19 protein-coding genes are annotated in these 23,752 nt (G+C 60.4%); 5 read left to right on the top strand and 14 right to left on the bottom strand.

Annotated features, from left to right (window positions below):
* The first annotated feature begins 1 nt into the window (after position 1).
* On the top strand, positions 2 to 1,198 hold the full coding sequence (locus tag ACSBQS_RS12680) for a Bcr/CflA family multidrug efflux MFS transporter (RefSeq protein WP_033652528.1): 1,197 nt from the start codon (positions 2 to 4) through the stop codon (positions 1,196 to 1,198).
* A 595-nt stretch (positions 1,199 to 1,793) separates the two neighbouring features.
* Positions 1,794 to 2,138 (top strand): YejG family protein, encoded by a 345-nt coding sequence (locus tag ACSBQS_RS12675; protein WP_004935763.1) that lies wholly within the window; start codon positions 1,794 to 1,796, stop codon positions 2,136 to 2,138.
* 8 nt (positions 2,139 to 2,146) lie between these two features.
* Here the strand turns inward: ACSBQS_RS12675 and yejF are convergent, their stop codons facing one another.
* From yejF to ACSBQS_RS12635, 8 genes are all read right to left on the bottom strand, one after another.
* Positions 2,147 to 3,757, bottom strand: coding sequence for a microcin C ABC transporter ATP-binding protein YejF (gene yejF, locus ACSBQS_RS12670; RefSeq protein WP_434990700.1), 1,611 nt, complete (start codon positions 3,755 to 3,757; stop codon positions 2,147 to 2,149).
* A 1-nt stretch (position 3,758) separates the two neighbouring features.
* A complete protein-coding gene (locus ACSBQS_RS12665; protein WP_434990697.1) occupies positions 3,759 to 4,784 on the bottom strand; it encodes an ABC transporter permease in 1,026 nt (341 codons plus the stop codon).
* Positions 4,781 to 5,875, bottom strand: coding sequence for a microcin C ABC transporter permease YejB (locus ACSBQS_RS12660; RefSeq protein ID WP_033643818.1), 1,095 nt, complete (start codon positions 5,873 to 5,875; stop codon positions 4,781 to 4,783). Before ACSBQS_RS12660 ends, ACSBQS_RS12665 begins: the two co-directional genes overlap by 4 nt.
* A gap of 9 nt (positions 5,876 to 5,884) precedes the next feature.
* Positions 5,885 to 7,696, bottom strand: a complete 1,812-nt coding sequence (locus ACSBQS_RS12655) for an extracellular solute-binding protein (protein ID WP_042785061.1) — start codon at positions 7,694 to 7,696, stop codon at positions 5,885 to 5,887.
* Between the two features lie 89 nt (positions 7,697 to 7,785).
* Positions 7,786 to 9,372, bottom strand: coding sequence for a cyclic di-GMP phosphodiesterase (locus tag ACSBQS_RS12650; RefSeq protein WP_197665961.1), 1,587 nt, complete (start codon positions 9,370 to 9,372; stop codon positions 7,786 to 7,788).
* 391 nt (positions 9,373 to 9,763) lie between these two features.
* Positions 9,764 to 10,339: a bifunctional murein DD-endopeptidase/murein LD-carboxypeptidase gene (mepS, locus tag ACSBQS_RS12645; protein WP_033643815.1), complete on the bottom strand. Its 576-nt coding sequence runs from the start codon at positions 10,337 to 10,339 to the stop codon at positions 9,764 to 9,766.
* 410 nt (positions 10,340 to 10,749) lie between these two features.
* A complete protein-coding gene (locus ACSBQS_RS12640; RefSeq protein WP_033643814.1) occupies positions 10,750 to 11,460 on the bottom strand; it encodes a phosphatase PAP2 family protein in 711 nt (236 codons plus the stop codon).
* A gap of 79 nt (positions 11,461 to 11,539) precedes the next feature.
* A complete protein-coding gene (locus ACSBQS_RS12635; protein WP_033652532.1) occupies positions 11,540 to 12,514 on the bottom strand; it encodes a CobW family GTP-binding protein in 975 nt (324 codons plus the stop codon).
* Positions 12,515 to 12,833: 319 nt separating this feature from the next.
* On the opposite strand from ACSBQS_RS12635, the gene ACSBQS_RS12630 reads away from it, so the two are divergent.
* Positions 12,834 to 13,142 (top strand): type 1 fimbrial protein, encoded by a 309-nt coding sequence (locus ACSBQS_RS12630; protein WP_004935734.1) that lies wholly within the window; start codon positions 12,834 to 12,836, stop codon positions 13,140 to 13,142.
* 61 nt (positions 13,143 to 13,203) lie between these two features.
* Here the strand turns inward: ACSBQS_RS12630 and ACSBQS_RS12625 are convergent, their stop codons facing one another.
* Positions 13,204 to 14,676 carry a mannitol dehydrogenase family protein gene (locus tag ACSBQS_RS12625; RefSeq protein WP_033652533.1) on the bottom strand — a complete coding sequence of 491 codons (1,473 nt, stop codon included), beginning with the start codon at positions 14,674 to 14,676 and terminating at the stop codon, positions 13,204 to 13,206.
* A gap of 291 nt (positions 14,677 to 14,967) precedes the next feature.
* On the opposite strand from ACSBQS_RS12625, the gene uxuA reads away from it, so the two are divergent.
* On the top strand, positions 14,968 to 16,158 hold the full coding sequence (gene uxuA / locus ACSBQS_RS12620; RefSeq protein ID WP_197665962.1) for a mannonate dehydratase: 1,191 nt from the start codon (positions 14,968 to 14,970) through the stop codon (positions 16,156 to 16,158).
* 42 nt (positions 16,159 to 16,200) lie between these two features.
* Here uxuA and yeiP read toward each other — a convergent pair whose 3' ends face one another.
* Both yeiP and mtr read right to left on the bottom strand, forming a co-directional pair.
* Positions 16,201 to 16,773, bottom strand: coding sequence for an elongation factor P-like protein YeiP (gene yeiP, locus ACSBQS_RS12615; protein WP_004935725.1), 573 nt, complete (start codon positions 16,771 to 16,773; stop codon positions 16,201 to 16,203).
* A 126-nt stretch (positions 16,774 to 16,899) separates the two neighbouring features.
* Positions 16,900 to 18,144: a tryptophan permease gene (gene mtr / locus ACSBQS_RS12610; RefSeq protein WP_047025330.1), complete on the bottom strand. Its 1,245-nt coding sequence runs from the start codon at positions 18,142 to 18,144 to the stop codon at positions 16,900 to 16,902.
* A 271-nt stretch (positions 18,145 to 18,415) separates the two neighbouring features.
* Between mtr and ACSBQS_RS12605 the strand changes: the two genes are divergently transcribed.
* Positions 18,416 to 18,670, top strand: a complete 255-nt coding sequence (locus tag ACSBQS_RS12605; protein WP_019453627.1) for a YkgJ family cysteine cluster protein — start codon at positions 18,416 to 18,418, stop codon at positions 18,668 to 18,670.
* Here ACSBQS_RS12605 and ACSBQS_RS12600 read toward each other — a convergent pair.
* The 3 genes from ACSBQS_RS12600 to ACSBQS_RS12590 form a co-directional block, all read right to left on the bottom strand.
* Positions 18,667 to 19,842: a sugar efflux transporter gene (locus tag ACSBQS_RS12600; protein ID WP_197665963.1), complete on the bottom strand. Its 1,176-nt coding sequence runs from the start codon at positions 19,840 to 19,842 to the stop codon at positions 18,667 to 18,669. The two genes, ACSBQS_RS12605 and ACSBQS_RS12600, sit on opposite strands and share 4 nt — an antisense overlap.
* A gap of 155 nt (positions 19,843 to 19,997) precedes the next feature.
* Positions 19,998 to 22,472 carry a trimethylamine-N-oxide reductase TorA gene (torA, locus tag ACSBQS_RS12595; RefSeq protein ID WP_197665964.1) on the bottom strand — a complete coding sequence of 825 codons (2,475 nt, stop codon included), beginning with the start codon at positions 22,470 to 22,472 and terminating at the stop codon, positions 19,998 to 20,000.
* Positions 22,473 to 22,484: 12 nt separating this feature from the next.
* Positions 22,485 to 23,645, bottom strand: a complete 1,161-nt coding sequence (locus ACSBQS_RS12590) for a NapC/NirT family cytochrome c (protein ID WP_033652538.1) — start codon at positions 23,643 to 23,645, stop codon at positions 22,485 to 22,487.
* Between the last annotated feature and the right edge of the window lie 107 nt (positions 23,646 to 23,752).

Raw genomic sequence — 23,752 nt, 5'->3', positions numbered from 1 at the left:
CGTGCAACAGAACCGAACCTCTCATCTCGGTTTGATTTTCATTCTGGGCCTGCTGTCCATGCTGATGCCGCTGGCCATCGACATGTACCTGCCCAGCATGCCGGTGATCGCCGCCCAGTTTGGCGTCGAGTCCGGCAGCGTGCAGATGACGCTCAGCGCCTATATGCTCGGCTTCGCCTTCGGGCAGCTGTTCTATGGGCCGATGTCGGACAGCATCGGCCGCAAACCGGTGATCCTGTGGGGAACGCTGATCTTCGCCATCGCCGGTTGCGCCTGCGCCATGGCGCAGTCGATCGATCAGCTGATCGGATTGCGTTTCTTGCACGGCCTGGCCGCCGCCGCCGCCAGCGTGGTGATCAACGCCTTGATGCGCGACATGTTCACCAAGGACGAGTTCTCGCGCATGATGTCGTTCGTCATTCTGGTGATGACCATCGCGCCGCTGCTGGCGCCGATGATCGGCGGGGCGCTGCTGCTGTGGTTCAACTGGCATGCCATCTTCTGGACCATGGGCGCCGCAGCGCTGATCGGTTCACTGCTGGTGGCCTTGTTCATCAAGGAGACGTTGCCGAAAGAGCGGCGACAGCGGTTCCACCTGCGCACTACGCTGGGCAACTTCGGTTCGCTGTTCCGCCACAAGCGGGTGCTGAGCTACATGCTGGCCAGCGCCTTCTCGTTCGCCGGCATGTTCTCGTTCCTCAGCGCCGGGCCGTTCGTCTACATCGAACTGAACCAGGTTTCGCCGCAGCACTTCGGTTACTACTTTGCGCTGAATATCGTCTTCCTGTTCCTGACGACGCTGATCAACAGCCGCAACGTGCGGCGATTCGGCGCGGTCAAGATGTTCAAACTGGGGCTGCTGGTGCAGCTGGCGATGGGGCTGTGGCTGCTGGCGGTGAGCGCCGTCGGGCTGGGCTTCTGGGCGCTGGTGATCGGCGTAGCGGTCTATCTGGGGTGCATCGCGATGATCTCCTCCAACGCCATGGCGGTGATCCTGGATGATTTTCCGCATATGGCGGGCACCGCGTCTTCCCTGGCCGGCACGTTGCGGTTCAGCATCGGCGCGCTGGTAGGTGCGGTGCTGTCGATGGCGCCGGGCAAGAGCGCCTGGCCGATGGTCACCTCGATGGCGCTGTGCAGCATTGTGGCGGTGTTGTTCTATCTGTACGCCAGCCGGCCGCGCGATCGCGCAGCCTGACGTTCTCCTGGTTCGGGGCGAAGTTGCCCCGAGCCGTCACAGGGTTGCGCCTTGCCAGTTTGCGGTGCAACCGGCAATGAAAATTTTGTTGCTAAACATATGCCTGCTAATCAATGAGTCATTTACCCTTCTGTGTGCTTTTTGTTAAAAAATACCGTCGCTGAGCTGCCCGATATCCTCCGGTATGCGCGGCGTTTTGCCGGCGGGTCGGTGCGGGCGGTTTGCAATAGGGGGGATGTAAATCAAGGCATTAGCGGACGACGGTGCGCTAACGCGACGGGTGAAATGTTTCTTCAATGTAAAAATATGGCGACGAAAAAGTAGTCGCATTGCAAGAAAAAAGAGTTGAGATCGCTGCGGGAAAGGGTTACATATAACGCAAAAATGCGAGCTGAGTCGCAAAATGCCGTGAAATAACACCGCACGGCGCGCCAAAAAATGGCACGGCATCGGCAAGCACGGGGTCAGGTTAATGGCTTGCGGCAAAATTTACATTTAAATAACATTTGTGCGCGGCAGAGTCGGGAGTCAACGGCTATAACTTAGTAACCCTGTCAGGTAAAAGTGTTTCACCTTTTCAAACTAGGGATTTCATGTGGAGAGTATCCAACTTTCGGTAGTGCATCGCTTGCCGCAAAGTTATCGTTGGCTATCCGGTTTCACTGGCGTAAAGGTCGAACCGATTCCGTTTAACGGAATAGACGAGGATAACAACCTGATTGGGCTGAAGCTGCTCAGCCATGAAGGGGCCGAGGCCTGGCAGGTGATGCAACAGCTTAATCTGTCGTTGCAGGAGATTCAGGTCGACTGCGCGATCGTCGAATGGGAAGGGGAACCTTGCCTGTTCGTGCAGCGCAGCGATGAGAGCGCGACGATGTGCCGCCTGAAAAACGTCGGCGCCGCGATCGCCGAACCGCTCAGCGCGCAATACCCCTTCTGAATTCGCCGCTAATCCGCCAACTGCAACAGTTGTCGGGTATAGTCGGCTGCGGGCGCCGCGAAAATCGCCCGGCAGTCTCCCTGCTCAACCACTTCTCCCTGTCGCAGCACAATCACCTGGTGGCACAGCGAACGCACCACCTGCAGGTCATGGCTGATGAACAGATAAGCCAGCCGGTGGCGTTGCTGCAGCGATTTCAGCAGCGTCAGGATCTGCGCCTGCACCGATTTATCCAGCGAAGAGGTCGGCTCGTCGAGGATCAGCAGCTGCGGCTGCAGGATCAGCGCGCGCGCGATGGCGATGCGCTGGCGCTGGCCGCCGGAAAACTCGGTGGGGTAGCGGTGGCGCAGCTGCGGATCCAGGCCGACCTCCTGCAACACCTCGATCACGCGCTGTTCCCGCTGCTCGGCGTTCAGCCGCTGGTGCACTTCCAGCCCTTCGGCGATGATCTGCTGTACGTTCAGGCGCGGGTTGAGGGCGGAATACGGATCCTGGAAGACGATTTGCATCCGGCTGCGGTAGGGCAGCATTTGTTTCATTGTCAGCGGGTGGAGCGGTTCGCCGTCGAACCAGATGGCCCCCTGCGAGGCCAGCAGACGCAATAGCGCCAGCCCGGTGGTGCTTTTACCCGATCCGGATTCCCCCACCAGCCCCACGCTCTCTCCGGCGCGCAGTTCGAAACTCAATGACTTCAACGCATAGTGATAGTCCACCGTGCGGCGCAGCAGGCCGCGCCGAATGGGGAATCGCACCTGCAGATCTTCCACCTTGAGCAGCGGCCGCTCATCGCCGGGGCGCGCGCTGGCTGCGGCCGGCAGCGGCAGCGGTTCGCCGACGTCCTCGGCGGCCAGCAGTTGCCGTGTGTAGGGATGGTGCGGCCGGCTGAACAGCTGTGCGCGGCCGTTTTGCTCCACGCAACGGCCCTGACGCATCACCGCCACGTTGTCCGCCAGACGGCGCACAATATTCAGGTTATGGGTGATGAACAGCAACCCCATGCCCATTTCTTGTTTCAATTCTTGCAACAGCGTCAGGATCTGCGCCTGGATAGTCACGTCGAGCGCGGTGGTGGGTTCGTCGGCAATCAGCAATTTCGGGCGGGTTAACACCGCCATGGCGATCATCACGCGTTGGCGTTCACCGCCGGAGAGCTGATGCGGATAGTCCTGCAACCGGGTTTTGGCCTGGCGGATGCCGACGCGCTCCAGACAGTCGACGATCTCTGCGCGCGCGGCTTCGCGCCGCAGGCCGCGGTGCAGCATCAGCACTTCCGCCAGTTGCTTCTCAATGGTGTGCAGCGGATTGAGCGACACCATCGGTTCCTGAAAGATCATCGCGATCTGATTGCCGCGCACCTTGCGCAGTTCAGCCTCCGGCGCATGCAGCAACGAGTTGCCGTTGAACAGAATATCGCCGCCAGGGTAAACCACCGGCGGCGCGGGCAGCAGTCGCAGTATCGACAGGGCGGTGACGCTTTTGCCGGAGCCGGATTCTCCTACCAGCGCCAGCGTTTCCGCCGGGGCTATTTGCAAAGAAAGTTCGTTGACCACCGGCGTGACGGCGTCGCCCTGGCGGAAGGCGATGCTGAGATCCTGGATGGCGAGCAGAGGTGTAGCCATATCAATGCGCCTTGCTGGGGTCAAAGGCGTCGCGTACCGCTTCGCCGATAAAGATTAATAACGACAGCAGCACTGCCAGCACCAGGAAGGCGGTGATGCCGAGCCACGGCGCCTGCAGATTGTTTTTGCCTTGCAGCAGCAGTTCGCCGAGCGACGGCGAACCGATCGGCAGACCGAAGCCGAGAAAATCGAGCGACGTCAGGGTGGTGATCGAGCCGCAGAGGATAAACGGCAGGAAGGTCAGCGTCGCCACCATGCCGTTGGGCAGCATGTGGCGGGACATGATCACGCGATCCGGCACGCCCATGGCGCGCGCGGCGCGGATATAGTCATAGTTGCGGGTGCGCAGGAACTCGGCGCGCACCACGCCCACCAGGCTCATCCAGCCGAACAGAATAGTGATGCCGAGCAGCCACCAGAAATTGGGCTGGACGATGCTCGACAGCAGAATGATCAGAAACAGCGTCGGCATGCCCGACCACACTTCGATAAAGCGTTGCCCCCACAGATCGAAACGCCCGCCGTAATACCCCTGTGTCGCGCCGACGCACACGCCGATCAGGCTGGAAAACAGCGTCAGCGCCAGGCCGAACAGCATCGAAATGCGAAAACCATACAGCACGCGGGCCAGCACGTCGCCGCCGTTGCTGTCGGTGCCCAGCAGGTTATGGCGCGAAGGCGGGGAGGGGAAGGGCACCTCGGTGGCGAAGTTGATCGTGTCGTAGCTGAAACGGATCGGCGCCCAGATCGCCCAGCCATGCCGGTCGATTTGGCGCTGGACGAACGGATCCTGATAGTCGGCTTCGGTGTTCAGTTCGCCGCCGAACGCGGTTTCGCTGTAGTTGATCATAAACGGCAGGTATAGCCGGCCTTCATAACGCACCAACAGCGGTTTGTCGTTGGCGATAAGATCGGCGGCCAGGCTGAGCGTGAACAGTGCCAGGAAGATCCACAGTGACCAGTAACCGCGGCGGTTGCGGCGAAAACGCGCCCAGCGCGCCTGATTGATTGGGCTAAGGTGGCTCATTGGCGGGCCTCGAAGTCAATGCGCGGATCGACCAGGGTATAGGTGATATCGCTGAGGATGTTCAACAGCAGGCCGATCAGGGTGAAGATATATAACGTGCCGAACATCACCGGGTAGTCGCGCTGCAGCGTGGCGTCGTAACCCAGCAGCCCCAGGCCGTTGAGCGAGAACATCACCTCAATCAGCAGCGAGCCGGTGAAAAACATGCTGATAAAGGTGGCCGGAAAACCGGCGATCACCAGCAGCATGGCGTTGCGGAACACGTGGCGGTACAGGATCTTTTTCTCGTCCAGGCCCTTGGCGCGGGCGGTGGTGACGTACTGTTTGCGGATCTCGTCGAGGAACGAGTTTTTGGTCAGCATGGTCAGGGTGGCGAAACCGCCGATCACCGTCGCCAGCACCGGCAGCGTGATGTGCCACAGATAGTCGGCGATCTTCGCCGGCCACGAGAGGGTATCGAAGTTGCTGGAGACCAGGCCGCGCAGCGGGAACCAGTCGAGATAGCTGCCGCCGGCGAACAGCACGATCAGCAGGATGGCGAACAGGAACGCCGGAATGGCGTAGCCGATAATGATCAGCGTGCTGCTCCAGGTATCGAACGCGCTGCCGTTGTGGACGGCCTTGCGGATGCCGAGCGGGATCGACACCAGATAGATGATCAGCGTGCTCCAAAGGCCCAGCGTGATGGAGACCGGCAGGCTTTGGCCGATCAGTTGCATCACCGAAGCGCCGCGAAACAGGCTGTCGCCGAAGTCAAAGCGCATGTAGTTCCACAGCATGGTGAAATAGCGTTCGTGCAGCGGTTTATCGAAGCCATAACGCTGGGTGATCTCGGCGATCACCTCCGGATCCAGGCCGCGCGAGCCGCGGTATTGCCCTTCGGTCGCGGCCGGGACGCCGGCTCTGGCGTGCCCCAGGCCTTCATTGACCCCGCCGCTGCCGAAACCGCTGCCCTGACCCAGTTCGATGGCGGCGATGGCCTGATCGACCGGGCCGCCGGGGGCGATTTGCACGATAAAAAAGTTGATGGTGATGATCGCCCACAGCGTGGGGATCACCAGCAACAGTCTGCGTATCAGATAGGCTGCCATGCCGACTCCTTATTGACGTTGAGCCGGCAAGCGCGCCGCCTTGTTGACATCGTACCACCAGTTGTCGAAGCCGATGGCGTAGGCCGGGCGGATCGGCGGCGTGGAGAACTTGTCCCAATAGGCGTAGCGGTCGTGGTTGGAGTACCACATCGGCAGCATGTAGCGGTTCCAGGTCAACACCCGATCCAACGCGCGGCCGAGCGGCAGCAGCGCTTTTTCGTCGCCCTGATGCTCAGCGATTTGCCTGACCAGGCTGTCGACCGCCGGGTCCTTGACGCCGGGGGTGTTATAGCTGGAGTTGATGTACTCCGAATCCCAAATGATGCGTAAATTGGCGGTGGGGAACGGCATCGCCATGTACACCGTCGGCATCATATCGAAGTCGCGTTCGCGCATGCGGCGCGTATATTGCGAGGCGTCGATCTCGCGGATTGCCATATCGATGCCCAACCGCTGCAGGTTGTGGCGGAACGGCAACACGTACTGGAAGTTGCTGCCGCTCAGCAGCATCAGCTCAAAGGCGAACGGCTGGCCGGTTTTGGCGTTGACCAACTTTTGATTTTTGACCACCCAACCGGCCTCTTTCAACAGTTGGGTCGCCTTCAGCAGATTTTGCCGATCGTTGCCGCTGCCGTCGGAGGCGGGCGGTTGATAGATGCTGGTGAACACCTCAGGCGGCACCTGGCCTTTGAGCGGCGCCAGCAGCGCCAGTTCGGCGGCGTCCGGATAGCCGCGGGCGGCGTAGGCGGTGTTTTGGAAATAGCTGTCGGCGCGTTGATAGGCGTTGTAATACAGCGCCTTGTTCATCCAGTTAAAGTCGAAAGCCAGGGTGATCGCCTCGCGCACGCGCGGGTCGGCAAACAGCGGTTTTTGGATGTTGAACGCCAGCCAGCGGGTGTTTTGCGCCGCCTGGTTGGTCTCGTCCTGTTTGATGATGTAGTTGCGCGCGAAGTTGCCCCCCTGATACTGGGTGGCCCAGCTCTTGGGCGACGGCTCGATGCGGAAATCGTAAGCGCCGGCCTTGAACGCTTCCAGCGCCACTTTATCGTCCAGATAATAATCGTAGCGAATGCTGTCGAAGTTATAGCGGCCGCGGTTCACCGGCAGGTTGGCGGCCCAGTAGTCGCGCACCCGTTGATAGGTGATGTACTGGCCGAGGCGATAATCGCCGATTTTATACGGGCCGCTGGCCAGCGGCGGCGTGTTGAGCGGCTCGTTGAGCTTATGGTTTTGCCAAAAGGCGGCCGGGAGAATAGGCAGGCTGCCGAATAACGACAGCATCGCTTCTTTGTTCGGCTGCGGGAATTCAATGCGCACTGTCAACCGAGAGATGGCTTTGACCGTGACGCCTTTGTAGTAGGAGCGAAACTGCGGCACGCCCTCGGCCATGAATTTGCTGAAGGTGAAGGCCACGTCGGCGGCGGTGATCGGGCTGCCGTCGTGGAAACGCGCGCGGGCGTTGATATCCACTTCCACCCAACGCATGTCGGCCGGGAAGCGCGCCGATTCGGCAATCAGCGGATAAAAGCTGCCGGGTTCGTCGTCGGACGTTGCGAACAGCGTGTCGTAAAGTTGATCCGTGCGCTCGCCGGGCACGCCCCGAGTAGCGAAGCGGTTGAAGTTATCGTAGGTGCCGATGGCCGCCAGACGCACGTCGCCGCCCTTGGGCGCCGCCGGATTGACGTAGTCGAAATGGCTGAAGTCGGCGGCGTATTTCGGTTCACCGAGAAGGGCGAAAGCGTAGCTTTCGTTGAGGGCTTCGGCCTGCGAGGCGAAGCTCAGTGCCGAGAGCACCAGAGCAGCGAAAATGCGCACGGACATCAGACGGTAAGCTCCTGCTGTGGAATAAAGTACAACCGGCGCCCAGCATAACATTCTTCGGGCGGGCGCAGGGTAAAGATGCTTAAAGATTAACTATTTTTTTCCTGATAATCAAAGACCTGATGAGCATTGCAGTAAGCGACGAAATTAGCGATGCTAAGCGGCTTGCTGAAGTAATAGCCCTGCATGAAGTTAACGCCGCGTTCTTGCAGGAACTGCATCTGCTCGGCGGTTTCCACGCCTTCGGCCACCGTCAGCATTTTCAGCTTTTTCGCCAGCGAAATCACCGCATCCAGCACCGGCGCGGTGACCGTGTCCTGGCCGATGGTGTTGACGAAGCCACGATCAATCTTCAGGTAATCCATGGTGAAACGCTCAAGATAGATCAACGCGCTGTGGCCGGTGCCAAAATCGTCCACCGCGATCTCGATGCCCTGTTTATGCAGCCAGTCGAACTCCGCCAGCGCGCTCTCTTCTTCCACCATGCCGCGTTCGGTGATTTCAAACACCAGCGTAAAGTAATCGCCCGGCAGCTGCGCCAACAGTTCATACACGTCCTGATGGAATGACGGCGCGCTAAGGTGGGCGGGGGAAATATTGAGGCCGACCTTGCCTCCCCGCGGCAGCGCCTTGGCGAGCTGCGGCGCATCTTCGGCAATCAGCCTGAACAGATGGCGGGTGAGCGGCACGATCAGCCCGTTGCTTTCGGCGTACGGGATAAAGACATCCGGGGGAATGCGGCCCTCGATAGGATGCTGCCAGCGGATCAACGCTTCCAGCCCGCCGATGCTGTTGCTGCTGGTATGGAACACCGGCTGATATTCGATGAAGAACTCGTTGCGCTTGATGCCGCGCAGCAGCGCGCGCTCCGGGCTTTGCCGCAACAGCAGCATGTAGTAGCAGAGCACGCCGATCATCAGCGACAGCACCAGGCTGCCCAGCAGCGTCAGGCGAATATCGTTGGGCGTCAGTTTCTCGTTGTAGAACAGGATGCTCAGCGGCAGATTGGGCAGCGTCAGGGTGTCCGCCTTGTCTTGCGGCAACTGCGCGATCGGCATCAGGTTCGGGCTGAAGGTGGTCAGCGCGCGGTTGCCCATCACGATGGCGATGCCCGGCGCCTGCTCGTCATGCGAAGTGAACAGCAGGTAGGGCATCAAATTGATGTCCAGCGTGGCGAGGATGCCGGTCGCCGATGCGCCAGGATGCCGCAGCCAAACCGCGACCGCCGGCTTGTCCGGCACGATCGGCGTGCCCTGCTGCAGCTTCAGATCCAGAGGCAGGTGGATATCGATGTCCTGATACAGGTTTTTCATCGGCAGCATCATGTCGCCGGTGGCGGAGGAGCAGTAGGCGTAACCGTCTTTCACCAGCAGGAAGGTGCGTACGCCGCTGGTAAAGGCCGCCTGATAGGTGATGTCTGACTGGCTTGAGAGGCAGGGTTTGTCCAGCAGCGGCATCATTTTTTGCATGACATCCGTCAGGTGCGAGATATAACCCAGCGCGAATTTTTGCGTACGCGCTTCAACCTTGTGTTGATATTGCGTGCGCTGGTGGTTGATCAAAGAAAGTGTGACCGCGGTGAATAGCGTAAAAAATAGCAGGGCGGCGACAACGCTTTTGGCCAGACTGCGCTGTCGGTGCGACACGCTGCGAGAGAACGCCCTTTTCAAGCCCATAACCGAGACCTCTGCAACGGGGCGTCAGGCGTGTCGCGCAGCCATTTAATGGATTGTGCCAACGGCTTTTTTTTCATTTTTTGCCTTTTATCCCGTACCCAACCGGCGACGCATTTAAATACAAGGCGTCGCCGACAGAAATATAATGCACCTATTAAGCGGAAACGTTTTAAATAACGCCGGGCGCGCCGTTGCCGTCATCTGACGATAATAGGCGAGTTTTTCCTCGTCGGCGCGATTTCCGGCCGGCAGTTTATCAAAATAATGGTGTGAGGTGACGATAAGGCCTGGCTCAGCCCCGGGGGCTCTCGTTCGACAGCCAAAAAAAACGCCGCCCGTAGGCGGCGTTTATCGCTCGTTTGGTATTCAGGATCTTCAGGGCGTTGCGCCGTCAGCCGTTGGTCAACACTCGGCGCGCTTCTCGATAACGTTTATTCCAATAGTTATCGGTCAGCTTGGAAATCATGACGCCACTGCTGGTAGAAGCGTGAACGAACTGATCGTTGCCTAAATAGATGCCGACATGGCGCCCGGTAGAACCGGCGCGGAACAGCACCAAATCGCCGGCGCGCAGTTTGGTGCGCTGGATTTTCTTACCGAGGTCTTCCTGTTCGTAGGTAGAACGCGGTAAATCCATGCCGAACTGTTCGCGGAAGGTGCGCTGTACAAACGCCGAGCAATCGATGCCGCGCTTGGTGTCACCGCCTAAACGGTAGCGAACGCCTTTCCAGTCCGCGTACTGATCCATAATCTTTGACTTGACGTCAACGTTGCGGACCATCGCTTCGAATTCATCCTGAGAGGCTTGCAGTAAAAGACCGTCTTTGTCATTAACTGCACGCATCTCAGTTTGTGCGTTACTCAAGTTCGAAGTGTGAGTCGAGCTGCACGCTGACAGCATAACCGCAGCGGCAATTGCAGGGACTACCCGCAAAAAATATCTCAGAAACGGTTGAGATTTGACCATTGTTGTTGTTTTCCCTTGAAGTCCTTAACGACGAAAGTCGCTACCTGAAAAATGCCAAACGAAACGAGCCTAGTCCGCACCTGTTGCATCGACAATCAGTTACCGTTGAAAACGTGCGGGAACGCACATTTTTATCGGATTCCGTACTGATTCGACTTAAACCAGGCACAAACGCATCTGAGATTACCGGAACAAATAGGGGATTGCGAGTCTTTTTCCGGTCTTTTTTATATGAATTTGTGATGTAACATAATGTAAATCTTCATATAAAAAACGCCAATTGTCCGATGTATGAATCTGGCGTGAAATCAGGTTGCAAAAGCGTTAACGGGGGGCGGAGAAATTTTGCGCATCGCGAGGGGATAAAACGCGGGAGGCGGGCGCCTCCCGGAATGACTCATAGACGTAAGTTATGGTTGGCCGGGGCGGTGCTTGCCGGGCAACAGGCGATTCAACCGTTCGATAATCCAGTCGCTGCAAGGCGTCATCAGCACCCAACTGGCGCCAACCAAGACCACGGACAGCGAGCCTACGGCGATATCGGTAAACCAGTGAGCTCCAATCATCACGCGCGGCAATGAAAAGATCAGCGTAATCAGCAGGGCGACGGCGAAGGCGCCGCGGCCGAAATAGCGCAGCATAAAGCAGGAAAAAATAATCAGCATCATGCCGTGGTCGCCGGGGAAGCTGTCGCCGGAGGCGTCCTTGGTGGGGATGCCGGTCAATGCGCTGACGCGATTGATATTGTCGAAGGTCAGGGTGGGGCTCGGATGCTTCACCGGCAGCAGGTGGCCAAGCTGATTCAGCACCACGGCGGTCAGCAGCATCACCACGCCGGTGATCACCAGACGGCGGCGGCCGGCGGCGTCCTGCTTCAGGTAGAAGTACAAATACAGCAGGCCCATGGCGAGCAGCGAAATCACATCGAACGCGCGGTTGTTGGTGATGGCGACCAGGTGCAAAAATGCCGGGTCGGTGGCCAGATGGCGGTTAAAGAAGAAGAAGATCGCCGAATCCAGGGTAAACCAGCCGCCGTGATTGGCCGGCAGGAACCAGGACAGAAACAGCGCAACGCCCAGTAAGTTGAAGAAGAGAATGAAGGGTAAATTGCGGCGTGTCATGACATAAACCTGTTGGAAAAATGAAAACGAAACAAAACCGGCCGCCCTGCGGCAACCGGGGGGGGCAACGGTACGGGGTTTAACTTAAACGAATCTTAAACAAGGCGGATTGCAGGGCGTTCCAGTCGGCATTTTCGCTGTGGATCAGTTCAACCCGGCTGTCGAGCGGCGCGTTCGGGCGGGTTTCGATGTTGAGATCCTGGCCCTGGCGATTGATCAGCAACGTGCCTTCGGGGATGCGCACCACGCCTTTGGCACGTTCGACCGGCGCCAGCCGCACCCATTCCATAAAGCCGACGGTGTCGAACCGGGTGTCGCCGTCAAAAATCCAGCCGCAGCTGGTGAAGCCTTGCCCTTCGTTCAGCGCTCGCCGCCAACGCGCGTTCTCCGGCAGCCGCAACGCCGCCAGTCCCTGCGTTTTCGCCTGACCATGATGATGTCGTGCGTCCGGTAATTCTGTACGATTTGTGCGAGGAAGCGACAACAACGCGACATCCGCCTCACCTTGCGCGATGGCGTAGCAGGGCCGCTGCAGCGGATCTTGCGCCGTCCAGGCTTCCAGCGCCCGTCTGTCTTCCGGCCGATAGGTATCGCTTTTGCTGGCCAGGATAACGTCGGCCGCGGCCAGCTGATCGCGGAAGTTTTCGTTGTCGCGGTAGCGGGGCTGACTGAGTTGACGGGCATCCAGCAGGCACAGCGTGGCCTGCAGATCGATCCAGCCGGCATAGCTCTCCTGGGTCAGCAGCGACAGGATTTGCTTCGGATGCCCGAGCCCGGTCGGCTCGATCAGCAGCCGGTCCGGTTTGGTCTGCTGCAACAGCATATTCAGACCCACCTGCATCGGCAGGCCGTTGACGCAGCACATGCAGCCGCCGGGGATCTCTTTGAGCACCGCGCCGCTGTCCGCCAGCAGCGCGCCGTCGATGCCTATTTCGCCGAATTCGTTGACCAGTACCGCCCAGCGTTCATGCTCGGGCTTATGGGCCAGCAAATGGCGGATGGCGGTGGTTTTACCGCTGCCGAGGAAGCCGGTAATCAGATTGGTTTTAGTCATTAATCATTCCTGGGTGCAAAAATCAACCTGCCTAATAAATGAGCGATTCTGCGCGGTCGCGGCGGCGAGCGCGATTTAATTTGTGCTCTACCTCGCAAATTTTGCACGCCACCCTGCGCTTTTCAACCGGCAAAATCCACTTTTCTTTGCAAGAAAATTCTTAGATAAAACCCTGTATTAGATACGGTTAACTTTTGTTAGTAGCTTGTTTTTACATTGTTAATGACGCGATTAACGATCAAATCTCGTCCCTTTCCTTGCGATTATTCCGAACAAGATCCTCTATGGTTAAATTGGCTTAACTAAAAATGAGGTTGCCATGAATACCTTTCGGTTATTTTTGATCGTAGGAATGTTGTTTTCATGGACGGCAGTGAGTCAGGCAGGAGTGGCCGGCGGGGTAATTCGCTTCGTCGGCTCTATCGTTGAAAGTCCTTGCACGGTCAAGATTGCAGATTCTAAGGCGAATACGCAATGTTACCGCAACGGCCAGCATTATCAGGCCCAGCAAGCGTTGTCAGGTTTTGATACTACACGCAAAGAACTTCCGCTGAATCTTGGCACAACCGAAATGAAGTGGGTAGACCAACAGAAGAAACTTGCTGTTATGACGGTCGTTTATCGTTAAGTCGTTCCGCCATGCCGGCGTAACGTTACGTCGGCATGGTTATTCTCAGCCTGCAGGCACTTCACCGCTTCACCCACTCCTTCACCGTTTCACGCGCACCGCGATCGCGCAGTGACAAATAGGCTTGCGTCACCGCCTCGGTAAACGCGGCATGCGTCGCCAACTGTTCGCCAAACACCGATTTCAGCGCCAAGAGCGCCGTTACGCGCCGCCGATCGTCCGGAGTGGCGGCGATCGTCTGTTGCAGGACATCTGCCAGCGGATCGCGAATGTCGATGGGCTGGCCGGCGTCATCGACACCGCCGACGTACCGCATCCAGCCCGCCACGCCCAGCGCCAGCCCGCTATAGTCGCCGCCGTGCCGCAGATGCCAGCGCACGGCGTCCAGCAGGCGCTGCGGCAGCTTTTGCGTGCCGTCCATGGCGATCTGCCAGGTGAGGTGTTGCAGCGCCGGATTGCTGAAGCGCGCGATAAGCTGCGCGGCGTAGTCGGGCAGACTGATGCCGGTGACGCTCAGGGTTGGGGCCTGCTCGCACAGCATCAGCCGCTGTGCGGCGCGGCGGTAGTGCTCGTCCGCCATGCACTCGTTGATATAGCGGTAGCCGCCCAGGTAACCGAGGTATGCCAGGAACGAGTGGCTGCCGTTCAGCATGCGCAGCTTCATATGCTCAAACGGCAGCACATCGCGGACCAACTGGGCGCCGGCCAGCTCCCACGCCGGGCGTCCGGCGGCGAAATTGTCTTCCACGACCCATTGAATGAAGGGCTCGCAGGCGATGGCGCATTCGTCACGCACGCCGCCCAGCGCGGCGGCGATCTCATCCAGCGTGGCCGGCGTGGCGGCCGGCACGATGCGATCGACCATGGTGCAGGGGAAGGTGGCGGCGGAGGCGATCCAGTCGGCGAGCGACGGATCCCGCGCCTGCGCCAAATCGAGCACCGCCCGGCGCAGGACGTGGCCGTTCTCCGGAATATTGTCGCAGGAGAGCAGGGTGAAGGCGGGCAGCTCGCGTTCACGCCGCAGCCGCAGCGCCTCCACCAAAATGCCGGGCGCGGTCTGCGGCTGATGCGGCGCCGCCAGATCGGCGACGATCCCCGGATGCCGCCGATCCAGCCGCCCGCTGCCGGGTTCGATGCAGTAGCCCTTTTCGGTAATGGTCATCGAGACGATCGCCACCTGCGGCTCGGCCAGCTTCTCCAACACCGCGGCGATGCCCTCCAGCTTGCGGTGCACGCTCTCATGCACTGCGCCGATCACCAGGGCCTGATGGCCGTCCGCGCCTTTCTCCAGCACGCTGTATAAATGATCCTGTTGCCGCAGCGCCTGAAACAGCGGCACGCCGCCGGACAGGCTGATCTCGCAAATGCCCCAGTCGCCGCCCTGGGCGTTCAACACCCGATCGGTCAGCAGCGCCTGATGCGCACGGTGGAACGCGCCGAAACCCAGGTGCACGATGCGGCTGCGCAGGGCCCGGCGATCATAATTCGGTTGCCGGACGGCGCCCGGCAGCGGGGTGTTGGCGATCGTATTCATCTCATCTCCAAAGCGAGTAGACAGCTGGCGGGCCACTTGCGTCAAGTTAGCGGACCAGTTTGCCGACGCATGGGCAGCGGGGCCCGGCGATAAAAAACTGCCACCAGTCTAAAGTTGTCGGCAGGTTAAGGGAATTGGTCAGGCCAAAATAAGCCAGAATCGTGAAGCGGATCAACCAATGAACGGTTCAATTTTGACAGCGCGCGGCGAAAGAGTAAGTTAAAGCTAGCTGACATCTAAATTAAACTGGTATAACAACATCGCGATGCGAGACAGGCATAAGGACACAACATGGAACAAACATGGCGTTGGTATGGCCCGAACGATCCGGTCTCTTTGGATGACGTGCGTCAGGCTGGGGCGACCGGGGTGGTCACGGCGCTGCACCATATTGCGAACGGCGAAGTCTGGCCGATCGACGAGATCCGCGCGCGGCAGGCGCTGCTGGCGGAAAAAGGGCTGGTGTGGTCGGTGGTAGAGAGCGTGCCGGTACATGAAGAGATCAAAACCCACAGCGGCGATTGGCGGCGGCATATCGCCAACTATCAACAGACGCTGCGCAACCTCGCGGCCTGCGGCATCGACACCGTCTGCTACAACTTCATGCCGATCCTCGACTGGACGCGCACCGATCTGGCCTATTCGCTGCCGGACGGCGCCAAAGCGCTGCGTTTCGATCAAATCGCCTTCGCCGCGTTCGAGCTGCATATCCTGCAACGCGCCGGCGCCGAGGCGGACTATACGGCGCAAGAGCGCAGTCAGGCGGCGACCTATTTCGCCGCCATGGGCGAGGAGGAGAAAGCCACGCTGACGGGCAATATCATCGCCGGGCTGCCGGGGGCGGAAGAAGGCTATACGTTGGAGCAGTTCCGCCGCCGCCTGACGGAATACGACGGCATCGACAAGGCGCAGCTGCGCGAAAACATGGCGGTCTTTCTGCGCGCCATCGTGCCGGTGGCGGAAGAGGCCGGCATCCGGCTGGCGGTGCATCCCGACGATCCGCCGCGGCCGATCCTCGGCCTGCCGCGCATCGTCTCCACGATCGAAGACATGCAGTGGCTGAAGCAGACCGTCGACAGCATTCATAACGGCTTCACCCTATGCACCGGTTCCTACGGCGTGCGCGCCGACAACGATCTGGTGCGGATGATTGAAACCTTCGGCGATCGCATTCACTTTACCCACTTACGCGCCACCTGCCGCGAGGAAAACCCGAAAAGCTTCCACGAGGGGGCGCATCTGCAGGGCGATGTGGACATGGTGGCGGTGATCGAAGCGATCCTGACCGAAGAACTGCGTCGGCAGCGGGCGGGCGATCGGCGGCCGATCCCGATGCGCCCCGATCATGGGCATCAGATGCTGGACGATTTGAAAAAGAAAACCAATCCGGGCTATTCGGCCATCGGGCGGTTGAAAGGGCTGGCGGAGCTGCGCGGCGTCGAGCTGGCGCTCAAGCGGCGCTTTTTCCCGGAATTGCCGTAGCGGAAAATGAAACGGGGCCGAATATCGGCCCCGCTGGCGCGACTAGTCGGCGCGGCTCATGTAGCGGCGTTCGGCGATATGAATGCGGATCTTGTCGCCGGCGCTGAGGTATTCCGGCACATGGATCACCAGACCGGTCGCCATGGTGGCCGGCTTGTTGCGGGCGCTGGCGGAAGCGCCTTTGATGCCCGGCGCGGTCTCGACGATTTCCATATCCACGGTCTGCGGCAGCTCCAGCGCCAGCACCTGGCCGTCCAATGTCAGCACCTGCATGCCCGGCAGGCCGCCTTCCGGAATGAACAGCAGTTCGTCTTCGATCTGGTCTTTCTTGAAGATGTACGGCGTGTAATCTTCGTCATCCATAAACACGTATTCTTCGCCGTCGATATAGGAGAAGTTCACCTTGCGGCGCGACAGGGAAATGGTGTCCAGGATATCGTCGCCCTTGAAGCGTTCTTCTACTTTCAGGCCGGTGCGCACGTCGGAGAAGCGCATTTTGTACAGGGTGCTGGCGCCGCGGGCGCTCGGGCTCTGCACGTCGATATCTTTTACCAGCAGCAGCTTGCCGTTGTAGCTGATCGCCATGCCGCGTTTAATTTCGTTAGCTCTTGCCATTTCAATTCATCCGCAATGAAGAGTATTAGAGAAGTTGCGACAAGGTACTCGCGCCGCCGATTTCAGGCAATAGCCCGGCGCAAAAACAGTGCGGGAAAGGGAGGGCGGCAGCCCTCCCGTCGGGGATTACCGGAAGACCGGCAACAGGCCGAACAGCGACAGAATATGCGCGGCGGCGTTGATCAGTCCAAACAGGATGACGAACAGGATCACGCCGTTGCCGCCCGGTGCGCGATAACCGGCCTGCGGATAGCGGCGGCGGCTGGCGCGCGCCATCAGCGCCGGCACGATCACCGCCCAGATGGTGGCCGCCAGCCCGGCGAAGCCGATGGCGTACAGGAAACCGTTCGGGAACAGCAGCGCGGCCAGGGTCGGCGGCACAAAGGTCACCAGCGCGGTCTTGCTGCGCCCGACGGCGTCGTCCTTGAATTTGCAGAAGTCCGCCAGGTAGTCGAACAGGCCCAGCGACACGCCGAGGAACGAGCTGGCCAGCGCCATATAGGAGAAAGCGTTCAGCAGTTGGCTGACGGTCTGGCTGCTGGAGACGTTGCCCATTTGCTTGAGCAGGCTGCCGATATTGCCGCCCTCGGCGATCACCTGCTTAAAGGCGTCGCGCGCGATATTGCCCTGAATCACATACTGCCACAGGATGTAGATAGCCAATGCCAACAGGGTGCCGTACACCAGGCTGCGCACCACGGAGCCGCTGTCCTTGTGGTAGTACTTCACCAGCCCGGGAATGTTGCCGTGGTAGCCGAACGAGGTCAGCAGGTAAGGCAACGCCGCCAGGGCATAAGGCAGATAGCTGGCCTGGTCATCGCCGGTATTGAACAGCACCGCAGGCTGCACGTGGGTGAACATGTCGCCCACCGACATCACGAAGGTGATCACCATGCCGCCGATCAGAATGGTGCTCAGGCGGTCGACCGCGCGGGTGGAGAGCCAGACGATAAACGCCACGACCAGCGCGAACACCAGGCCGGCGGTGGTCTGGCCGACGCCGACGATGCCCTCCAGCGTGTGCGCGATGATCGAACCGCCCGCGGAGATATAGGCGTAGGTCAGGATGTACAGCACGAACGCCACCGACAGGCCGTTCACGGCGTTCCAGCCTTTGCCCAGCAGATCCTTGACCATGGTGTTGAAGCTGGCGCCGCTCGGGTAGTGCAGCGTGGCTTCAAGGATCATCAGGCCGGAAAGCAACATGCAGGCCCAGGTATACACCAGCAGCGCGACGGAGCCGCTGAACCAGACACCGGAAGTGACGATCGGAATGGAAAACATGCCGGCGCCTACGGCGGTACCGGCAATGATCATCGCGCCGCCGAGAACGGAAGGGCGGGCCAGCTTCTGGATGGTGTCCGTAGACATGTGCGCTCCTGATGGAAGAGGTTCTTTTGTACTAGCTCAATGGTACATGGGTGCATGGCGCATGTAAAGCGTGGGAATTGCACGCTTCACGCGTTTTTGTCTTTAAATTGCGGCTTTTTGGGCATTTATTCGTCAGGTGGCGAATCCGGCGGGGCAAGACGGTTGCGGGACGAGTGTAAAGATCGCCAAGGCGCAGGGATTCTGCTGGCGGCCGCCGCACGCGGCTGCTATTGTCGCGCTTCTTTTCCCCAGCCCACCAGGAGTAGCGCTGATGGACTGTCGCAGCGACTGCGGCGCTTGCTGTATCGCGCCGTCAATATCCAGCCCGATCCCCGGCATGCCGAACGGCAAGCCCGCCAATACCCGCTGCATTCATTTGGATGAACAGCTGCGCTGCGGCCTGTTTCATTCGCCGCTGCGGCCGAAGGTGTGCGGCAGCCTGCAGCCGAGCCGCGACATGTGCCACGATCACCGCGATCAGGCGCTGATTTATCTCGCCAGGCTGGAAGCGGACACCGCGCCTTAAGCGTCTTTCAACCGCCACAGACACAGCGTCGCGCCTGCCGCCATCGCCAGCGCGGCGTAAAACACCGCATGGTAGTTCCAGATTTCCGCCACCGCGCCGGCGATGGCGCCGGCGATAACCCAGCCGACTCGAATGGTGTTGGTGAACAGCGTGGTGGCCGTGCCGGGCTGACCGGGCATCAAATCCTGGAAGTAGAGCATGCCGATCCCCGCCAGCACGCCGATAAACGCCGCATTCAATAGCTGCAGAGCGATGAGTTGCCCACTGCCGGTGATAAACAGCAGGCCGCAGTAGAACAGTACGCCGGCGACGGCGGCGCCGAGCATCAAACACCGTTTGCCGCAGCGTTTCGCCACCATGCCGGCGATCAGCATGATCGGGATTTCCAGCCCGGCGGCGGTGCCCATCAGCACGCCGACCAGCCGCTCCGGCAGCCGCAGTTCGTGCACCATATACAGCGGCATGTTGATCAGGTACATGCTGTTGGCGGTCCACATCAGGGTGCTGGCGCCAAACAGCAGCAGCGCGTCGCGGCGATGCTGCCGCGGTGCGGCCAGAGGCGCGCTCGCCACGGCGCTTTTCGGCATGGAGGGCAGCCGTTTCCACACCAGCAGGCCGCACAGGACAAAGGCCGCCGCGCCCGCCAGATACAGGGTTTTGAAGCCGAAACCCAGCGCCAGCGCGAAGGCGATCGGCGGGCCTATCACCCAGGCGAGCGAGACCTGCGCGCGCATGATGGAGGTGAACATCACCGCCTCGCGCCCGGTGCGATCGGCGTGTTCGCGCGCCAGGGCGAACATTTGCGGGTTAGCGGTGGAACCGAAGCTGGTGAGCAGCACGCCGACGAGCAGCAACAGGGAGTAATTACGGCTCCAGGCGAACAGCGTGAACCCCAGCGCACCCAGCATACAGCAGAGGAAGATCAGCGATTTGCGGTCGCCTTTTTTATCCGAGCGGCCGGCGAGAAACTGGCTGACCAGAATGCCGATCACCGCGCTGCCGGTAAAGAACAGGCCAACCAGCGCCGGCCGCACCTTGACTTCGGTTTCCAGAAACAGGCTCAGCGTCGGGGTTTGCAACGCGCCGGCGATGCCGGTCAGGAAGGCCACCGCCAAAAAGGCCAGCGAAGTGAGATCGGGCGCGCGTCGCGTTACTGCGGATGAAGTCGGCATGGCGATGGAGAATTCGTCGAAAAAGTGAGGTCGCGCGCATCATACGCCCGTTGAAAAGAAACGCAAACCGCTATCCCTCGGCGGAGGGTAAGCGGCTATGTCGCGCGGCGACGAGGAAAACAGGGGGCGCGTTGCGCCCTCTGTTTATCGCGGGATCAGGCGCCTTGCGGCACGGCGTGCGCGGTATTTTTCAGCGCCGGCCCCTGATACTTCTCGATCTGCAGCTGCGCCATCTGCCCGCAGTTGCCCTGCGCCAGGCTGGAGGAGCCGATGTCGAAGGTCAGGCAGTTGACGTTGCCGTTCTTGCACAGCGAGCCGGGCTGCGCCGGATCGGCCGGATCGAACCAGGCGCCTTCGCTGATGCGCACCACGCCAGGCCGCACGTCTTCGCTGACCACCGCCCCCACCAGGATCTGGCCGCGATCGTTAAACGCCCGCACCAGATCGCCGCCGGTAATGCCGCGCGGCTGCGCGTCCTGCGGGTGGATCAGGATCGCTTCACGATCCGCTATCGCATATTTCTTGCGCAGCGGCGTATTGTCGAGCTGGGAGTGCAGCCGGTTGGTCGGGTGCGCGGTATTGAGCGACAGCGGATACTTGGCCGCTTCCGGCCCGCGATACCACTCGTGCGGCGGCATCCAGGTCGGGATGCCCGGGCAATCCTCATAATGCATTTTGGCGATGGCGTCGGAGTAGATTTCGATCTTGCCCGACGGCGTGCCCAGTGGGTTCAGCAGCGGGTTGTCGCGGTAATCGGCGAAGCGCACCCACTGCTTATTGGCCTCCGGTACCGGGAAACGCACGTAGTTATTGGATTGCCAGAACATGTCGAACGGCGGCAGCGCCACCCGCGCGGCGCGCGCCTGGTTTTTCATGTCGTCGTACATGCCTTTCAGCCACTGGGTTTCATCCTTGCCCTCGGTAAAGGCCTCCTGCACGCCCAGCCTGGCCGCCATCGCCGAGAAGATGTCGAAGTCGCTGCGCGACTCGTGCTGCGGCGGCACGCATTGATGCATCGGGAACACGTAGAGCTGCGAATAGTCGCCGCCCATTTCCAGATCGTTGCGCTCGTAGCTGGTGGTGGCCGGCAGGACGATATCGGCATGCTTGGCGGTGGCGGTCCAGTAAGGCTCGTTGACCACGATGGTGTCCGGCCGCTGCCAGGCTTTGACCAGGTTATTGGTGTCCTGATGCTGGTGGAAGGTGTTGCCGCCCGCCACATACACCATTTTCACCTCGGGGTAGGTGACCTTGGCGCCGTTGAAGTCGATGGTTTTGCCCGGATTGCTCAGGCATTCGGCGATGCGCGCTACCGGGATCGGCGCCGGCGAGTTCTTCGGCGCGTTGCCGGCGGAGATGCCGGCGATGATGCCGCCCTTGGCGGTCGGGCTGCCGCCGGACGAATAGTGGTAGCTGAAGCCGAAGCCGCCGCCCGGCAGGCCGATCTGGCCGAGCATCGCCGCCACCGTCACCAGCAGCCAGTGTTGCTGTTCGCCGTGATGCTGGCGCTGAATGCCCCAGCCGCCCATGATCATGGTGCGATGCTTCGCCATCTCGCGCGCCAGCGCGCGCAGCGTGTCGGCATCGACGCCGCTGATGTCGGCCGCCCATTCGGCGGTTTTCGCCACGCCGTCGCTCTCGCCCAGCAGGTAGGCCTGGAACTTGTCGAAGCCGACGGTATAGGTTTTCAGGAAGTCCGGGTTATGCAGCTTCTCGGTCAGCAGCGTATGGGCGATGCCGATCAGCATGGCGCCGTCGGTGTATGGGCGCGGGGCGATCCACTGCGCATTGACGAACTTGGCGCTGTCGTTGTGTACCGGATCGATGCTGATCACCCGGGTGCCTTTTTTCTTCAGCGCCTCGAAGCCGGTCTGGCCGACGTGATCCGGCACGTTCCAGCTGTTTTTCAGCGTGACCATCGGGTTGCAGCCCCACAGGATCACCAGCTCGCTGTTCTCGATCACGTTCGGCCAGGCGGTCTGCTGTTCGTAGACCTCCATCGAGCCGACCACGTGCGACATGATCACCTGCGCCGCGCCGGTGGAGTAGTCGCCGGCGTAGCCGAGGAAGCCGCCGGTCAGGTTCATCAGGCGCTGCAGCAGCGTGCGGCTGTTGTGCAGCATGCCGACGCTTTTCCAGCCGTAGGAACCGGCGTAGATCGACTGCGGGCCGTGATCTTTTTGCAGGCGGGTGATCTCATTGCACACCAGCTCGGTCGCTTTGTCCCAGCTGACGCGCACCCACTCGTCGCGGCCGCGCAGCTCGGTGCGGCTGCCGGGGCCGCCTTCCAGCCAGCTTTTGCGCACCATCGGATATTTGATGCGGTTCTCGGCGTGCACCTGATAAGGCGCCATGGTGATCAGCTCATTGGGATACGGATCGTCCTGCACCGGCTGCACGCCGACCATCTTGCCGTCCTGCACGATGGCTTCAAACGCGCCCCAGTGGGCGCCGGTCAGGATGCCTTTCTGCGCCTGACGCAAGACGATGAACTGCGGCAGCGCTTCGCTGATGGCCTGCGCCAGCGCCGCTTTGGGCCATAATCCCGCCAGCAGCGGGGCGGCGGTCAGCGCGGCGGCGCCGGTCAGGAAGCGGCGGCGGCTCATGGTTAACGGTTTTTGGTTGCTCATTGCGCTTCTCCCTTAAAGCTTGGCCGGTGCGGCAGGTGGCATGTCGCTGGCGTGTTTTTGTACGTATTGTGTCAGCACGCGCAGCTGTTCCTGCGTCAGCGAGGTACGCGGCGCCATGCCTTTGATGACGCCGATCCATTGGTTGGCGTTGAAGCGATCGAGCGCGGTCAGCCCGTGGCAGCCGGTGCAGTTGGCCGACATCATGTCCGCGGCGTAGCGCCAGATTTTTTGCTGATCGTCGATCAGCTGCTTGCGCGGCAGCCACACCTGCAGAGAGACCTGATGCCAGACCAGGCCGGTTTCCGCATCGGTCTGGGTGGACGCGGTCTTCAGCTGTTTGCGCGCGTCTTCACCCAGCAGCACGCTGAGGATGCGTTTGCCCTGCGCGGCGTAGAACACTTCGCTGACCCCGTCTTGCTGCCAGCCGCTCACGGTGGCCAGCACCTTGTCGCCATCCTGTTTCACCACCTGCACTTCGGTGGACGGCATCAGGTTGCCGGCATTATGGCTGTCGTCTGCGCTGAGGAAGAACGGTTCGGTGGCGATGGTGTAGAGGGTGGTGGCGCCCGGTGCGGTCAGCGCCGCGGCCTTGGCCAGCTCGGCGGCGCCGGCCTGGGTTTCGCCGCTCATGTCCGGCAGGATGTGGGCCACGCCTTTATGGCAGTCGATGCAGGTTTCGCCCTGTTTGATCGCCACCGGGTGCTGCAGGCGCGCCTCAGGGCGCTGGGCGGTGATGTCCATGGCGTCGTAGCTGTGGCAGGAGCGGCAGGTGGCCGAGTCGTTCTCTTTCAGCGTCTTCCAGACCGACTGCGCCATCGCCAGCTTGTGCGCTTCATATTTTTCCGGCGTATCGATGGTGCCGACCATCTCGCCGTAGATGTCTTTTACCGCGCGGATTTTGGTCCACAGGTAATCGATCGGCTGGTGCGGCACGTGGCAGTCGGCGCACTCGGCGCGGATGCCCTTGGTGTTTTGGAAGTGGACGCTGCCCTGATATTCGGCCAGCGGTTGTTGCATGGTGTGGCAGGAAACGCAGAAGGCGGTATCGCTGGTTTTATGGAATACGGTGGCGGTCCCGGCCAACAGCGCCGCGCCGAGGATAATCCCCAGCAGCAAAAGCCATAGCCATCCCCACCGGCGCTTTTTTTCAAAGCCAGTCAGTTTTTTGCTCATGGTAAACCCGCTTATAATTATGAATTTAAAATAAAATCTTGCCAAAAGGCCGCCGACCGGAGGTCAGAATGCCACGTCGATTGCAGGGGTAATGATAGAAGAGGGTT

The organism is Serratia sp. H402Y, from assembly GCF_051172415.1.
GTDB lineage: Bacteria > Pseudomonadota > Gammaproteobacteria > Enterobacterales > Enterobacteriaceae > Serratia > Serratia ureilytica.
The sequence above is the reverse complement of the archived record's forward strand: the minus strand, read 5'-3'. Positions and strand labels throughout refer to the sequence as shown.

Bases quoted from the DNA above. Each gene is read 5' to 3' on its own strand.
- mtr (WP_047025330.1), bottom strand. From the start codon at position 18,144: ATGTCTACGGACACCATCCAGAAGCTGGCCCGCCCTTCCGTTCTCGGC.
- mepS (WP_033643815.1), bottom strand. From the start codon at position 10,339: ATGGTCAAATCTCAACCGTTTCTGAGATATTTTTTGCGGGTAGTCCCT.
- ACSBQS_RS12635 (WP_033652532.1), bottom strand. From the start codon at position 12,514: ATGACTAAAACCAATCTGATTACCGGCTTCCTCGGCAGCGGTAAAACC.
- yejF (WP_434990700.1), bottom strand. From the start codon at position 3,757: ATGGCTACACCTCTGCTCGCCATCCAGGATCTCAGCATCGCCTTCCGC.
- ACSBQS_RS12650 (WP_197665961.1), bottom strand. From the start codon at position 9,372: ATGGGCTTGAAAAGGGCGTTCTCTCGCAGCGTGTCGCACCGACAGCGC.
- ACSBQS_RS12640 (WP_033643814.1), bottom strand. From the start codon at position 11,460: ATGACACGCCGCAATTTACCCTTCATTCTCTTCTTCAACTTACTGGGC.
- torA (WP_197665964.1), bottom strand. From the start codon at position 22,472: ATGAGCAACCAAAAACCGTTAACCATGAGCCGCCGCCGCTTCCTGACC.
- ACSBQS_RS12655 (WP_042785061.1), bottom strand. From the start codon at position 7,696: ATGTCCGTGCGCATTTTCGCTGCTCTGGTGCTCTCGGCACTGAGCTTC.
- ACSBQS_RS12605 (WP_019453627.1), top strand. From the start codon at position 18,416: ATGGACTGTCGCAGCGACTGCGGCGCTTGCTGTATCGCGCCGTCAATA.
- ACSBQS_RS12590 (WP_033652538.1), bottom strand. From the start codon at position 23,645: ATGAGCAAAAAACTGACTGGCTTTGAAAAAAAGCGCCGGTGGGGATGG.
- ACSBQS_RS12630 (WP_004935734.1), top strand. From the start codon at position 12,834: ATGAATACCTTTCGGTTATTTTTGATCGTAGGAATGTTGTTTTCATGG.
- uxuA (WP_197665962.1), top strand. From the start codon at position 14,968: ATGGAACAAACATGGCGTTGGTATGGCCCGAACGATCCGGTCTCTTTG.
- ACSBQS_RS12665 (WP_434990697.1), bottom strand. From the start codon at position 4,784: ATGAGCCACCTTAGCCCAATCAATCAGGCGCGCTGGGCGCGTTTTCGC.
- yeiP (WP_004935725.1), bottom strand. From the start codon at position 16,773: ATGGCAAGAGCTAACGAAATTAAACGCGGCATGGCGATCAGCTACAAC.
- ACSBQS_RS12660 (WP_033643818.1), bottom strand. From the start codon at position 5,875: ATGGCAGCCTATCTGATACGCAGACTGTTGCTGGTGATCCCCACGCTG.
- ACSBQS_RS12625 (WP_033652533.1), bottom strand. From the start codon at position 14,676: ATGAATACGATCGCCAACACCCCGCTGCCGGGCGCCGTCCGGCAACCG.
- ACSBQS_RS12600 (WP_197665963.1), bottom strand. From the start codon at position 19,842: ATGCCGACTTCATCCGCAGTAACGCGACGCGCGCCCGATCTCACTTCG.